Source organism: Chryseobacterium lathyri (assembly GCF_030812195.1).
Taxonomy (GTDB): Bacteria; Bacteroidota; Bacteroidia; order Flavobacteriales; family Weeksellaceae; genus Chryseobacterium; species Chryseobacterium lathyri_A.
In genome coordinates, this window is sequence record NZ_JAUSSF010000003.1 from 337,205 (window position 1) to 352,168 (window position 14,964).

A 14,964-nucleotide genomic window follows, 5' to 3' on the forward strand; every position below is an offset into this window, starting at 1 on the left:
TAAAAAATATGCTGTCAACCTTGTCAAGAAAAATGCTGATGTGCCTTACAGGACTTTTTCTGAGCTTCTTCCTGCTGATTCATTTCTTGGGAAACCTCCAGCTGTTTCTTCCACCGGAGCAGGCGCACCTTCAGTTTAATGCCTATTCGCATTTTCTGTCCGGCAACATTGCGATCAAAATGGTTTCATATGTTCTGTATGCAAGTATTATCCTGCATGCTCTGGACGGACTGGTCATTACCCTGAAAAATAAAAAATCTGGCGGAAATTATCAGTCGGAAAAACGCGACAGAGCGAGTAGATGGTATTCCCGAAATATGGGAATTCTCGGTACCCTGATCCTGATATTCCTGGTGATTCACTTTCAGAATTTCTGGTATGTCTACAAATTTGGAAACCCACCGCTGGATGAAAACGGAAATAAGGATCTGTACATTCTTGTCGTAACGGTTTTCAAGGAATGGTGGTACGTCATCATTTATATATTATCAATGGGAGCTTTATGCTATCATCTGATCCACGGAATTCACAGTGCAGCCAGAACGTTGGGATTATTTCACCCCAAATTTGTGAAATGGTTTAAAACCGCGGGAATTGTCTATTCAGTCATTATCAGTATAGGTTTTGCACTGATGCCCGTTTACGTATTCTTTACTGCCCATTAAAACAGAAAAGTTATGATCTTAAATTCAAAAATACCACAGGGCCCATTGGAACAAAAATGGGATAATTATAAAAAGAAAGCAAAGCTCGTCAATCCTGCTAACCGTAAAAAGCTGGACGTTATTGTAGTAGGAACCGGGCTGGCAGGAAGCTCCGTTGCTGCTTCCCTGGGCGAAATGGGTTACAATGTCAAATCATTCTGTTTCCAGGACAGTCCAAGAAGAGCTCATTCTGTAGCCGCGCAAGGTGGCGTGAATGCCGCTAAAAATTATAAAAATGATGGTGACAGCGTTTACAGAATGTTTGCAGATACACTGAAAGGCGGAGATTTCAGAGCCCGTGAAGCAAATGTCTACCGTATGGCAGAATGTTCTTTAAACCTCATCGATCAGGCCGTAGCACAAGGGGTTCCGTTCGGACGTGAATATGGTGGCTACCTCAACAACCGTTCCTTCGGTGGGGTTCAGGTGAGCCGTACGTTTTATGCAAGGGGACAAACCGGGCAACAGCTGCTTCTGGGAGCCTATCAGGCGCTGATGAGGCAAGTTGGAAAAGGAACCGTGCAACTATATTCTCGACATGAAATGCTTGATCTGGTCATGATCGATGGCAAAGCAAGAGGAATTATTGTCAGAAATTTAGATACCGGGGAAATTGAAAGACATGCTGCACATGCCGTTGTTCTCGCAACCGGAGGTTATGGAAAGATTTATTATCTCTCAACCCTGGCAATGGGTTGTAACGGGTCTGCAATCTGGCGGGCTCATAAGAAAGGAGCTTTAATGGCTTCACCGAGCTGGATTCAGGTACATCCTACTTCCCTTCCGCAATCAGGAGATTATCAGTCTAAATTAACTTTAATGTCAGAATCATTACGTAATGACGGAAGAATCTGGGTCCCTTCAAAAGCTGAGGAAACCAGACCACCCAATGATATTCCGGAAAACGAAAGAGATTATTATCTGGAGCGCCGGTATCCTGCTTTTGGAAACCTGGCTCCGAGAGATATTTCTTCCCGTGCTGCCAAAGAAAGAATTGATGCCGGCTATGGAATCGGGCCTCTGAAAAATGCTGTTTATCTTGATTTTTCCAAGGCGATCAGAGAACAGGGAAAGGAAAAGATCCAGGAGAAATACGGAAATTTATTTGATATGTATCTTAAGATCACAGGATATAATGCCTATAATGAACCGATGATGATCTCCCCTTCTGCCCACTTTTCGATGGGTGGTCTATGGGTAGATTATGAACTGATGACTACCATTCCTGGGCTTTTTGCTTTGGGAGAGGCTAATTTTGCGGATCACGGAGCCAACAGATTGGGCGCTAATTCCCTTCTGCAAGCTTCTGTAGACGGCTATTTTATTGCTCCTTATACCATTGCCAATTATTTAGCCGATGAGATCCACACCGGAGAAATTTCACCGGATGCTTCTGAATTTGAAGTGGCAGAAAAAGCGGTAAAAGAACAGATTCAAGGTTTCATCAATATCAAGGGAACCAAAACGGTTGATTATTTTCATAAAACTTTAGGAAAACTTTTATACGATTATTGCGGACTGGCAAGAAATGAAGAGGGTTTGAAATACGCGATAGAAGAAATCAGGAAACTAAAACAGGAATTTTACCAGGATGTACGAGTTTCCGGACAAGGGAACCAAATGAATTCAGAACTGGAAAAAGCGGGCCGCGTTGCCGATTATTTCGAGATCGGGGAACTGATGTGTTATGATGCCTTAACCCGGAATGAATCCTGCGGTGCCCACTTCCGCGAAGAATTTCAAACCCCGGACGGAGAAGCACTTAGAAACGATACCGAATATCAGTTTATCTCTGCCTGGGCATGGAAAGGCGAAAGTACTGAACCTGAACTGATCAAAGAACCGCTGATATTTGAGGAAATACAGCCTACCGTAAGAAGTTACAAATAAAAAACAGAAATTATGGATTTACATCTTAAGATATGGAGACAGAAAGACAGAGAGAGCAAAGGAAAACTGGTCAGTTATGATCTGAAACAACTGAACCCTCATATGTCTTTCCTGGAAATGCTGGATACTTTAAATGAAAAACTCATTACTGAAGGCGACGAACCTGTAGAATTTGATCACGACTGCCGGGAAGGGATCTGCGGGCAGTGCGGTATGATGATCAACGGAATTGCCCACGGCCCTTTAAAAAATACAACGACCTGCCAGCTTCACTTACGGTCTTTCAAAGACGGTGAAACCATTTTAATCGAACCTTTCCGGGCAGAAGCTTTCCCGGTAAAGAAAGACCTTAAAGTAGACCGGTCTGCTTTTGACAGAATTATTTCTTCAGGCGGATTTGTCTCGGTGAATACAGGCCAGGCCCCTGATGCAACAGCGATAGCAGTTACCCATCAAATAGCTGAGGAAGCTTTTGATTCTGCAGCCTGTATCGGATGTGGTGCATGTGTAGCCACCTGCAAAAACGGAAGTGCTGCCTTATTTACTTCCGCAAAAATTACTCATATGGTCCTTCTTCCTCAGGGTAAAGAAGAAAGGAGCGAACGTGTCCTGAATATGGTCACTCAGATGGATCATGAACTTTTCGGGCATTGCTCCAATACGGAAGCCTGTGAAGTGGAATGTCCTCAGGGAATTTCTGTCCTGAATATCGCCCGGATGAATTATGAGTATGGAAGGGCACTGTTTTTCAGAAGAAAGAGTAAATAAAAGAAAATAAAAATAGCGGATAGGGCAATTTGCTTTCTCCGCTATTTTTATTTTGCTTATTATTCTATTTTCGTTCTAAACTCCCGGTATGGTTATTTTCTTAGGATCATTTTCGTTGTACAGGATTTCCACGGTTCCCTGTTTTGGGACAGAGGAAAGATCAAGAAGCCGTACAATTTTTTTGTAAGTTGTAATGTGTTCAGCGCCTTTAGTATCTTTAAAACTAACCTGAAACATAATTTGGGGCTGATCATTTACCGTCAATCCGGTTTGAGTGACACTGATGATCTGTGCTAAAGCACTTCTCCCGGCAAACAGGATCTGCTCTTCTTTTTTATTCTTTATAAGTTTTCCAACAATCAGCTTATATACCAACAGGGTTAAGAGGAACATGACCCCACTGAAAATAATCGGATGCATAAAGGTAAGGAACCTCCAGCCGAAATCAAATGATTCCCTCAGGTAAAAATAGCTGTAAAGTCCTATGACATAAGCAATCATGAAAACCACAATTACAATCCTCAAGATCATATTTTTAACTTTAAATTTGGTCTGTGCCCCGCTTAGAATAAAATAGGGTTCTTTCGAAATATCAGGATTCAGAAGAAGCTTAACCGTTTTTCCAACATCAAATCTTTTTTCCAGAGGTTTTGTATCATAGAACATCATTTCGTGCCGGATCAGTGTATTGCTGAGATTCCGAAAAGAAAGAACAATATGGATCAGATTGATATTGGTCCCGGGATTATATTTTACAAGCTTATAATCTGTAATTTCCGCTTCCCTCGGAAGTCCGTTCTGAACAATATGACTGATGGTATTTTTTTCCTTAAAAGTTTTAATGAGAAGATTGTTGATCAGAAAAACTAAAACATACAGCCATATCAGCAAAGAAAAACCGAGATATACATAGCTCACTGCCAATGTATTTCTCGGTTCCGTTGTTATTTCCGAAGTCGTCAGATAAATAAAGATCGGAAACGGTATGCAGAAAAAAAGCATATAGAGTGTCCAGAAAATGATCATAAATTTCATAACTGTTTATTTTGCGGTGCGATATAAAGTTATGATATTATTCTTTAACGGACTTTCCTCTTTAAACTTCTTTATCGAAATAAAGTCTGTAGTATTTTCCTTTATCGTCCTCACCCATTTCCAGCTTCTGCCTGTCGCCGTGGATATAGATATGGAAATTTTTATCCAGTTTGATAATGCTTTTGAAATGACGCTGGGTTTTCTTTACTGCCGCTTCACTGATCGGGAATTCTTCAGCAATGTTCACCTGCATATCCTGCTCGTAATCCGTTTTGAAATTCACGAAACTTTCAATCACATGCTGGTCTCCCAATACTTCATTGGTAAAGTCATCCAGTTTAAACTCTTCTTTTTCTTTGAAGAAATTAATGGATTTATTTAAAAAATCTGCCTGATCTGCCTTGGAAACTTCAAATTCCTGTGGAAGCTGTTTCGTGATATAATCTTTGTAAACCATCAGGGCTTCCTGGGTGTGGAAATATTCGTCGTCACGCTGTTTTACTTTCAGGAAATCTTCGAACCAGTAGTACATATCTCCGTTTTTGTTATTGTCAACCACAGAAAGTACATATCCGGTCTCTTTATTATTGTTGTAGATCAAAGCTGCCTTATCAATTTTAGACAGACCGATTCCTTGGTCTTTTTCTATGTCAAAAGTTTCTTCCTGAGGAGAAATCTTCAGGAAAGATTCTCTCTTTTCTGTTTTAAAAATCCCGATTTTATCTACTTTATCCGGACGGTCGCTTTCTTCCTCGAAAAGAACAATAAACAGTTCCCCGCCTTGAACTCTTGGGTTTTCAGCCGCTTCAAAAAGATGTTTTGCAATATTTTCAGATTCCCAAAGGAACTTTGCTTTGTCTTCAAAGATCTCGGAAACGGAACTGTAGACAGGATTATTGACCAAATACGTGTCACTGTAAAAATTGAAGGTCTCTTCTGATTTAAAAGAGCCTAAAAAGTAATCTTCAAGCAATTCTGCCATTCCTTCTTCCAGCTTCAGCTCTTCCTGAGACAGCGTTAAAGATTCTCCGTTGATTTTATTTCCTACTCGGTGTACTATAATTTTTGAAAACATGTCCTGAATAATTTGGAGTGCAAAGATATTCATTCTATTCTTTCTATCATATAAATAAAATGATCCCAAAAACTAAAAAGTTGATTTAACATTAAGTTTTGTTTGCTGTTCAAAAAATATTTAAAAGATCTGCTCCATCTGCAAAATCTGCTGATATTTTTAATTTTTATAAAAAAGAGTATATTTTTTTATCTCTCGCAGATTTTTCAAATAGAGCAGATTATATTTCATACAGATAATTAAATCATAAAAGAAGTTTCTTCATTTCGTTTTGATAAAAACCTTATCATTTTGACATGTTTTTTTTCGAATATGCCACTCACACAAAACACACAACAATCTGATTTTTAAATAATTAAATAAAATCTATTTTCAAAGGAACGCCATTGGCTTCATGATCTTCAAAACATACACAATGGACCTAAAGACCTTAAACCGCCTTGACAAGTTAAGAAGATTAAAAAGCAGAGGACCTGAAACTCCGAAATGGTTAAAACCTTATCATGTGCTTCTCATGGCTTTTCTGACCGTTTTCGTTTTTGGAGCCATCATTAAACTTTTAGAACAAAATCATTAATTATATGAACTATTCAGAAGCTGTCCAGGAAATTACTGAGATTATTCCTGACTTTGAAAAAGAACTTACAAAAAACAAGGCACAGAACCCATACAGCATGATCCGTACTTTCACAGAACGAATCAAAAGTATGGTCCGACAGAATGACAGAAATGTTTTATTCAAAAGCCTTCAAAAGATGGACAAAATTTACACAAACGGAGATACTGCTTTAAAAAATGCAGTAGAAGGAATTTTTATTTATTCTCTGGACAATTTTACATCTTTCTGCAGTGGGGAATACAGAAAAGTGATTTTCAGTCACATTTCAAAGGAGTTACAGCAGACCTACTCCAAACAGATTTACAATCATGGCATATAAATTTTTTATTACATTTTTTATGTGTTTCATTACAAAAGCACATTTTGTCTAAAAATTAAAACAGCTAAAAATCAACAGGTTATGAAAACAAAAATCAGAAGAATTTCCGACTGGAAAACATGGAAAACAACGACTAACAGACACAATACAGAGGTATTGCTTACTCACATTGCTGTGATCATAGGCGTTTTTATTATTGCTGCCATGCTGTAAATTTTGGTACACATTTGGCTGCAAGATAAGTACTGAAAAATATTAGTTATGATGAAAGTACAAATGCAGGCTATAAATAAGAAAATAGCCGTTGAATACTTAAAATTTTTCTATCCGCCACTTCGAAATGAAATCACACAGTTATCTGTTCAGGAAAACTTTGCAGGCGTTATCCAGGCTACCATCAATTATTTGAAGGATATGCTGCAGGAATCGAAAATCTACATTGTAGCCCATCACATTAAGCTGATGGACTGGATCTACAGAAACGGTGATTCTTATGTAAGAACCGTCATCGAAAACCTGTTTGTAAGATCCCTGGAGAGTTTTAAAAAGCATTCCAAGACCCAGCATTGGAAGCTCCTTTATCAGAACATGCCTGATAATTTTCAGCTTATTTATAATGAGCAACAGAAACAGGACGAGATTTTCTTCGGTAAATAAGGAATAATTTAATTTGTAAATAGGCTCTTCAGGCATTTTGTCTGAGGAGCTTTTATTTGAAGTTTTCGAAATTTGAAAAAGCGAAGATTTAGCGAAAAACATTGTTATGCTTGACAGATTTTTCACCGAAATATATTTCACTATACGGTGTAAAATGTGTAATTTTGAAAAATTTCCCGATAAACTTGATAACTATCGGAGATACTAATCTTTAGTCTGCTATTGATTATAAAAACTAACAAATTTTGACGATGTGTTATCAGATCCTAGAAATATCCTTTCATACATTTACTTGATCTGATAACAACCTCCCCTGACTGATGCCGGGGAGGTTTTACTTATTTATCTTTTTTCACAAAGACCTTCTGGATGATCTGAAGTTCTTCTTTGTTCATTTTTGAGCTCTTTTCCAGCTTGGCCAGAAAGGAAGACACTTCTTCAGGAGTTGCGGGTGATCCTAAATTCTCCCCTTTACTGTCGAAAGAATCTGCAAGCACTTCTCCTTTTGGATTTAGGACCAGCCAGAAAGGAAGTCCGGCATTTTCTCCTTTATATTTATTCATCAGTTCCTGCCCACCGGGATTTTCAAGCTTTTTCTTCTCTTCTCTTTCCTGAACATCGATATAAGTCGTCACGAATTTTTTATCGAAGATAGGCTTCGTTTCAGGAAGGTTCATATTTTTTTCCATCAGCTTACACCAGCCGCACCATGAAGCATGGAATACAAGCAGAACATTTTTCTTTTGGGCTTTGGCTTCGGTAAGGGCTTTATTTAAGACAATATCCGCTTTTTCCTGAGCGAAATTTAATTGAAATAAGATGAGTCCTAATAGAAAAAGTATCTTCGAAAATTTCATTTGAATTATTTTTTTGAGTTAAAAATTATACTAATTTAAGATTTTCTGTTTTATTCAGATCAAAATTCTCTTACTTGAAAAAGTAGATTCTAAATAATGATAACAAAAAATCCCCTCGCTGCCGCTCGGGGATCCTATATAAAACCTAAAATATTTTAAGGATTTTGTTCATATCCTGCTACCTGAACTTGAGATAAAGGAATCTGGTATAGATAATCATTTGTTGTAATCGTATAATTATAATTAAGTTCTGCAGCAGCCTGATTAATAACACTTACCGCCGTATTCCAACGTACCAGATCGTGCCAGTAAATACCCTCGCCGGCAAATTCCACTCTTCTTTCCTTGCGAAGGGCTGTCGTAAAATCAGTACTTGAAATAGACGCAGAAAGTGGGCTTAGTCCTGCTCTTTGACGAATTCTATTCACAAAAGGAACGGCTCCACTCGTATTTCCTTCATTATTTAAAACTTCCGCATACATTAAAAGAACATCTTCATAACGGATAATCGGGAAATTAATAGGCCAGTCATAACGGTTGGTGATGACCAATCCCGGTTCACGAAATTTCACGAAATAATTGGCATTGTCTGGCTGTCCGTTTTGTGCTATGAATTGAGTTTTAATGGTTAAAGAACGTCTTAAATCTCCCGATTCATAAGCATTAATCAATGATTGAGAAACTCCTAATTCAGCAGAACTGTATAAGCTGCCTTGTGCGTTGTATAAAGGATCTGCACTCCCAAAAGTTGGTGAAACATAACTTGGTAAATAAGAACCTTGCGATAAACCGCCGCTGATATGCTGGATTTCGAAAATATGGTATTTGTTATCATTTGCGCTTTTAAACAGATCTGCATAATTAGGTGCGAAAGTTACATATTGCCCTTCTCCTTGAATTACAGTATATAAATGGTCTTTTGCCTTTTGCAAATAAGAGCTATTGTTGAGAGGATAACCATTTCCTGTAAGGTATATTCTGCCTAACATCGCATGAGCAGCCGATTTTGTGATCCTACCTTTATTTTTTGCGTCATACGTATTTTTTAAACCATCTACAGATGCCTCAATTTCTGAAGTGATAAAATTATAAAGTGTCGGTAAATCTGTTCTTTTGATAGAAGCCGCTTCTTCAGGACTCACGGGACGGTCCACTAAAGGAACTTTTCCGAAATTACGCATCAGCTCGAAATAAGCGTAAGCTCTTAAAAAACGGGTTTCGGAACGGTATTGCTCTTTTACAGCAGGATCTGCAAAAGGAACGGCATCGATTCTGGCTAAAATATAATTCGCATAGGAAATCAATTGATAGGCATCTTCCCAAAGAATTTCCACTTCTTCCGTTGAAGAAGTATCCTGAAAACGGTTGATTGCGTAATAATCTCTGTTTCCGTTTTGTGAGATTGCATTAAAATTATTAGAACGAACCTCTGATGCCAATAAATAAAAATTGACATCAAAACCTCCTCTGGAAGATGAATTTATCATGGCAGAATACACTCCTGAGAGCGCCTGACTGATTTGGAGTTCTGTCGTATAAAAAGAAGTTTGGGTGATATTGTTTTCAGGTTCCAACATTAAATCTTTTTCACAGCTAATCATTCCTAATGTTAATATTCCTCCAATTAATATCTTTTTAAAAGTTTTATTATTTAATGGTAAAAGAGATGTATTTCTTGTGTAAGTTGTTTTCATTTTTTTAAAATTTTAAAAGTTAAAGTTTAAGCCCATCATATACACCTTTGCATTAGGATAAGCTCCGTAATCAGTTCCGTCTGATTGTACGGATTCCGGGTTGTACCCTCCGTAATAATGATCTTTTCGCCAGACATTTTCTAAACTAACATAAATTCTAAGATTTGAAATTTTAAGCTTACTCGCCAGATCTTGAGAAAAATTATATCCCAGTGTTACATTTTTCAATTGGATATACGTTGCATCATATAACCATCTCGTATCCAGCAGACTTCCTGTAGTACCGTCCAATCTTGGGGTTTTCCCATCTCCGGGATTTTCATCGGAACGCCAGCGATTTGCCCAATTTCCCATTACATTTGTTGTCGTTCCCATACTGGTACGATCGATTGCACGACCTAATAATGCATAGCTGTAACCTCCTTTTTGCCCTTGGAAGAACACAGAAAGATCAAACCCTTTAAAAGAAAATGTATTGGTGAATCCCCAATAATAATCAGGAGTCGGACCTCCGATGATATGACGGTCTTTTTCGTTGATAACACCATCTCCATTTACATCCCTGTATTTAACGTCTCCGGCAATTGCTCCATTTGTTTTTGCAACACTTGTATTGTTGATATCTGCCGTAGATAATACACCTATCGCTTCATAAAGATAGAATGCGTTCAGTTCCTGTCCTACCTGTATAATATTGGTGCTTTCGCTATAACCTGTGGGAATCGGTTTGTTATTACTTCCTAACTGTAATACTTTATTATTATTAAATGCAATATTAGCAGAAGTATTCCATTTGAATTCTCCGATTAAATTTTTTGTGCTTAATTCTAATTCCAATCCTTTGTTTTGAACCGAACCAACGTTTTTCCACATTGTTTTATATCCTGATATAGAAGGAATCGGTTCTTCCAGAAGAAGATCATTGGTTTTTTTGATATAATAATCTGCTGTAAAGTCGATTCTGTTAAATAATCCTAATTCGAAACCAAAATCAGAGGATTGCGTTTTTTCCCAGGTAAGATTAGGATTTGCAATTGTGTTGGGGATTAAGCCATTTGATAAGTTTCCTCCAAAAGAATAATTTCCTCCTGCAAGTGTTCCAAATGCCCTATAATCACCAATAGAATTGTTTCCGTTTTCTCCCCAGCTGTATCTTAGCTTAAGATTATTCAGCCATTTTACATCTTTTAAGAAATCTTCCTTGTCTACCTTCCAACCAGCTCCGAATGCTGCAAATGTTCCCCAAAGATTATTCCATCCGAATCTCGAAGACCCGTCTCTACGGATACTTGCCGATAACATATATTTCTTTTTATAATCATAATTCACACGACCAAACATAGAAATCAACATCCATTCTGAAGCGGTGTATTCTGAATTAAGCACCGATGCAGATTGTGTAAAGTTGAATGTTTTTAAATCATCATTCGGAAAACCTTTGTTTCGGTTATACTGAGTGGTTGTCCTATAATTTTCTGCACTGTAACCTGCAATCGCATTTACGCTGTGAGATTCTCCAAAGGTTGTTTTATAACTTAACAAACCTTCACCCAAATATCTATTATAATTAACTGTTCTTCGGCTCGCAATACTTACCTGCCCGGGAATATTCGTGATTAAATCAAAGGTTGGAGTGTAGCCATTATTTATATTAAAATTATTTGTTGCACCTCCCGAAATTTTAAAATTCAAATTTGGTAAAATGTCATAAGACACATACAAACTGGACAGTAAACGAAATTCATTTGTATCGTTGGTCGTATTTTCCATGAGTCCGATCGGACTTTGCGTAGAACCGGCCCATCTGTACCTTGTATTTTTCCAGAAATTAGTGTAAAGACCTGCACTTAATTCAGCTACAGGAACCATTGATAGCATTTTATGGGCAAGATTGTCTTTTCCATCTACTGTGGCTCCGTAACTCTGTGAGTAACTTGGTCGCAACGCAATTCCGGCTTTCCATTTGTCTGAAATATTGACATCGATAACCGCATTTAAATTAAATCTGTTAAACCCTGTATTAATTGCCAAACCTTCCTGATCAAAATAGGCTCCTGAGATCATGTATTTCACATTTTTATTTCCGCCACGCACTGCCAATTGATAACTTTGAATTGCAGCTGGACGATAAAATTCATCCTGCCAATCAATATTAGCAACCTGATTAGTACCCCATCTTGGATCGATCATAAAATTGATATTGGCAAGATTATAATCTGTGGTATTGGCTAAACCAAAATAATTTGCCCTTACTGCATAACTATCCGATGCTGAATTACCCGGAGCTAAAGCAACCCATTTTTTATTAATAGCTTCAGTTGCATAATCGATCCACTCTGCACTGGTCATAATATCCAGTTTTTTCTCAATCGTCTGAACTCCATAATATTGGGAAAAACTAAATGAAGGTTTTCCCGTTGTCCCTTTCTTTGTTGTTATGATAACCACACCGTTGGAACCTCGGGATCCATACATTGCTGTAGATGCCGCATCTTTCAACACTTCAATCGATTGCACATCATCCGGCGAAATGTTTGCCATATCGTCTACCACCATTCCGTCCACAACGTAAACAGGTGAATTGCTTGCGGAAATTGAAGCTGTTCCACGTACCCGGATTTCCAACGATTCGCCTGGTTTTCCGGATGTTGCACGGGTTTTTACACCGGCAATCTGACCAGTTAATGCCTGATCAACCCTTGCGATGGGGCGATCTTTAAAACTTTCGGCGCTTACTCTGCCTACAGATCCCGTAACTTCGCCTCTTTTTTGTGTACCGTAAGCTATGATTACGACTTCTTCTATATCCTTCGTTTTATTATTCGGATTTGGCTGTATCGTATCGTTTGCCTTCGCAGCCGTTTTTTTTTCCTGCGCAAAGATAAATCCTGCAGTACCGACTAAAAGCCCCAGTGTTAATATTGTATTTCTCATAGACCGGTTATTAATTATTAAAAAAAAATTACCATTACTTTGTATACTTTCAATTTGTTCGTTTTATAAAAGTATAGTTATCGAAAAATACAGCTATCCTGTAGTTACCTGCTAATACTCTCATTGAAGAGAAATAATGAATCGTTATTAATTTTTGATTTAATAGTTTTATGGAATATTTAATTCATAAGATGAAAGAACTTTCTGAAACAAAAAATCGCTATAAACTTCGTTTATAGCGATTCTGAAATTATTTAATTTACTGTTTATCCAGTAATTATTTTACTTCTTCGAAGTCTGCATCCTGCACATCATCAGCACCTCCCGCATTACCTCCAGGGTTTTGAGCTCCTGCGTCTGCACCCTGCGCCTGCTGTCCTGCTGCATACAATTCTTCTGAAGCTGCCATCCATGCTGCATCTAAAGCTTCTGTTTTAGCTTTCACGTCATCTGCATTTTTAGCTTCAAAAGCTGTCTTCAATTCTCCGTGAGCTGCTTCAATAGCAGCTTTCTTATCAGCAGACAATTTTTCACCGAATTCTTTTAACTGCTTTTCAGTCTGGAAGATCAATCCGTCAGCTTTGTTGAAAATCTCAACTTCTTCTTTTTTCTTAGCATCTGCTGCAGAGTTTTCCTGAGCTTCTTTCTTCATCCTTTCAATTTCTTCGTCAGAAAGACCTGAAGAAGCCTGGATCTTGATCGTTTGCTCTTTTCCAGTTCCTTTATCCTTAGCAGAAACGCTTAGAATACCGTTGGCATCAATATCGAAAGTTACTTCGATCTGAGGAACTCCTCTTGGTGCCGGTGGAATATCTGCAAGATCAAATCTTCCAATCTCTTTATTATCGTTGAACATTGGTCTCTCTCCCTGTCCTACTCTGATGCTTACAGCCGGCTGATTGTCAGAAGCTGTAGAGAATACCTCAGATTTTTTAGTTGGGATCGTAGTGTTTGCTTCAATTAATTTCGTGAATACAGAACCCATTGTTTCAATACCTAGAGAAAGCGGTGTAACGTCAAGAAGCAATACATCTTTAACATCTCCTGTCAGTACCCCACCCTGAATTGCTGCTCCAACAGCTACTACCTCATCCGGGTTAACTCCTTTTGACGGTTTTTTACCAAAGAATTTTTCTACTTCTTCCTGGATGATCGGGATTCTTGTAGAACCTCCTACCAAAATTACCTCATCAATATCAGAAGTTGATAAGCCTGCATCTTTCAATGCTTTTGCTACCGGCTCCATTGATCTTCTTACTAAATCTGAAGCCAATTGCTCGAATTTAGCTTTAGTTAAAGTCTTTACCAAGTGCTTAGGACCTGTAGCCGTAGCTGTAATATATGGTAAGTTGATCTCTGTCTGAGCAGAAGAAGATAACTCGATTTTTGCTTTTTCAGCTGCTTCTTTTAATCTCTGAAGTGCGATAGCATCAGTTTTAAGATCTACTCCTTCTTCAGATTTGAATTCATCTGCCATCCAGTTGATGATCACATCATCAAAATCATCACCTCCTAGGTGTGTATCACCGTTAGTGGATAATACCTCGAATACACCATCACCTAGGTCTAGGATAGAGATATCGAAAGTACCCCCTCCAAGGTCGTATACAGCAATCTTTTGATCTTTATGGTTTTTATCCAAACCGTAAGCCAATGCAGCAGCCGTAGGCTCGTTGATGATTCTTTCTACTTTAAGACCTGCGATTTCTCCAGCTTCTTTAGTAGCCTGTCTCTGTGCATCGTTAAAGTATGCAGGAACCGTGATTACCGCTCTTGTAACTTCCTGTCCAAGATAATCTTCAGCAGTCTTCTTCATTTTTTGAAGCGTCATTGCAGAAATTTCCTGTGGTGTATATTCTCTGTCGTCAATTTTTACTTTTACAGTATCATTTGGTCCTGCTACTACTTCATAAGGCACTCTTGAAATTTCTTTAGCATCTTCCTTAAAATGAGTACCGATAAATCTTTTGATAGAGTATACAGTTTTCTTTGGATTCGTTACAGCCTGTCTTTTTGCAGGATCCCCTACTTTCCTTTCACCATCTTCCGTGAATGCCACAATAGATGGAGTCGTTCTTTTACCTTCTGCGTTAGGGATAACAACAGGGTCTTTACCCTCCATTACAGCAACACATGAGTTGGTTGTTCCTAAATCAATTCCAATTATTTTACTCATAATATTTATATTTTTTCTAATTTTTATATTTTAATTTACACTCTCAATTTCTCAATATCTGTACCATATCCTTTTTTGTGACAAAATGACAGAATCAAAAATAAACAAAGTAAACAATACCCGCCAGATTATGTTAAATTGTACTATTCAAGACAGTTTGAACATTGGAAATTTTAAAAAATTAATCAAAGTTTAACCTTAGAAATATCAATTAAACTCTACGAATTGTTATTTTT

The 14,964-nt window shown here is 37.9% G+C and carries 13 protein-coding genes; 7 read left to right on the forward strand and 6 right to left on the reverse strand.

Annotated features, from left to right (window positions below):
• Nucleotides 1–8 precede the first annotated feature (8 nt).
• Genes J2T03_RS16705 through J2T03_RS16715 form a run of 3 tightly spaced genes read left to right on the forward strand, consistent with a single transcriptional unit; the run spans nt 9 to nt 3,362 of the window.
• Nucleotides 9–665, forward strand: coding sequence for a succinate dehydrogenase cytochrome b subunit (locus tag J2T03_RS16705; RefSeq protein WP_307212815.1), 657 nt, complete (start codon nt 9–11; stop codon nt 663–665).
• 12 nt (nt 666–677) lie between these two features.
• Nucleotides 678–2,594, forward strand: coding sequence for a fumarate reductase/succinate dehydrogenase flavoprotein subunit (locus J2T03_RS16710; protein WP_307212817.1), 1,917 nt, complete (start codon nt 678–680; stop codon nt 2,592–2,594).
• Between the two features lie 12 nt (nt 2,595–2,606).
• On the forward strand, nt 2,607–3,362 hold the full coding sequence (locus J2T03_RS16715) for a succinate dehydrogenase/fumarate reductase iron-sulfur subunit (RefSeq protein ID WP_307212819.1): 756 nt from the start codon (nt 2,607–2,609) through the stop codon (nt 3,360–3,362).
• A gap of 75 nt (nt 3,363–3,437) precedes the next feature.
• Here the strand turns inward: J2T03_RS16715 and J2T03_RS16720 are convergent, their stop codons facing one another.
• Nucleotides 3,438–4,397, reverse strand: coding sequence for a hypothetical protein (locus J2T03_RS16720; protein WP_307212821.1), 960 nt, complete (start codon nt 4,395–4,397; stop codon nt 3,438–3,440).
• Between the two features lie 61 nt (nt 4,398–4,458).
• Nucleotides 4,459–5,472: a nucleoid-associated protein gene (locus tag J2T03_RS16725; protein ID WP_306843492.1), complete on the reverse strand. Its 1,014-nt coding sequence runs from the start codon at nt 5,470–5,472 to the stop codon at nt 4,459–4,461.
• A gap of 415 nt (nt 5,473–5,887) precedes the next feature.
• Here J2T03_RS16725 and J2T03_RS16730 point away from each other — a divergent pair, with 415 nt between their 5' ends.
• From J2T03_RS16730 to J2T03_RS16745, 4 genes are all read left to right on the forward strand, one after another.
• A complete protein-coding gene (locus tag J2T03_RS16730; protein WP_307212823.1) occupies nt 5,888–6,049 on the forward strand; it encodes a hypothetical protein in 162 nt (53 codons plus the stop codon).
• A gap of 4 nt (nt 6,050–6,053) precedes the next feature.
• A complete protein-coding gene (locus J2T03_RS16735) occupies nt 6,054–6,410 on the forward strand; it encodes a DUF7674 family protein (RefSeq protein ID WP_306843490.1) in 357 nt (118 codons plus the stop codon).
• 81 nt (nt 6,411–6,491) lie between these two features.
• On the forward strand, nt 6,492–6,623 hold the full coding sequence (locus tag J2T03_RS16740; protein WP_306843489.1) for a hypothetical protein: 132 nt from the start codon (nt 6,492–6,494) through the stop codon (nt 6,621–6,623).
• 48 nt (nt 6,624–6,671) lie between these two features.
• Nucleotides 6,672–7,067 carry a DUF7674 family protein gene (locus J2T03_RS16745; protein ID WP_306843488.1) on the forward strand — a complete coding sequence of 132 codons (396 nt, stop codon included), beginning with the start codon at nt 6,672–6,674 and terminating at the stop codon, nt 7,065–7,067.
• A 338-nt stretch (nt 7,068–7,405) separates the two neighbouring features.
• Here J2T03_RS16745 and J2T03_RS16750 read toward each other — a convergent pair whose 3' ends face one another.
• The 4 genes from J2T03_RS16750 to dnaK all read right to left on the reverse strand — a co-directional run bounded on the left by J2T03_RS16750 (nt 7,406) and on the right by dnaK (nt 14,728).
• The gene (locus J2T03_RS16750) at nt 7,406–7,924 is read right to left on the reverse strand and encodes a thioredoxin family protein (protein ID WP_307212826.1); all 519 of its coding nucleotides are present in this window, start codon (nt 7,922–7,924) and stop codon (nt 7,406–7,408) included.
• A 155-nt stretch (nt 7,925–8,079) separates the two neighbouring features.
• The gene (locus J2T03_RS16755) at nt 8,080–9,618 is read right to left on the reverse strand and encodes a RagB/SusD family nutrient uptake outer membrane protein (protein WP_307212829.1); all 1,539 of its coding nucleotides are present in this window, start codon (nt 9,616–9,618) and stop codon (nt 8,080–8,082) included.
• Nucleotides 9,619–9,630: 12 nt separating this feature from the next.
• Nucleotides 9,631–12,552 carry a SusC/RagA family TonB-linked outer membrane protein gene (locus J2T03_RS16760; RefSeq protein WP_306843485.1) on the reverse strand — a complete coding sequence of 974 codons (2,922 nt, stop codon included), beginning with the start codon at nt 12,550–12,552 and terminating at the stop codon, nt 9,631–9,633.
• Nucleotides 12,553–12,829: 277 nt separating this feature from the next.
• Complete coding sequence (dnaK, locus tag J2T03_RS16765) at nt 12,830–14,728, reverse strand: molecular chaperone DnaK (RefSeq protein ID WP_306843484.1); 1,899 nt, start codon at nt 14,726–14,728, stop codon at nt 12,830–12,832.
• Nucleotides 14,729–14,964 lie beyond the last annotated feature (236 nt).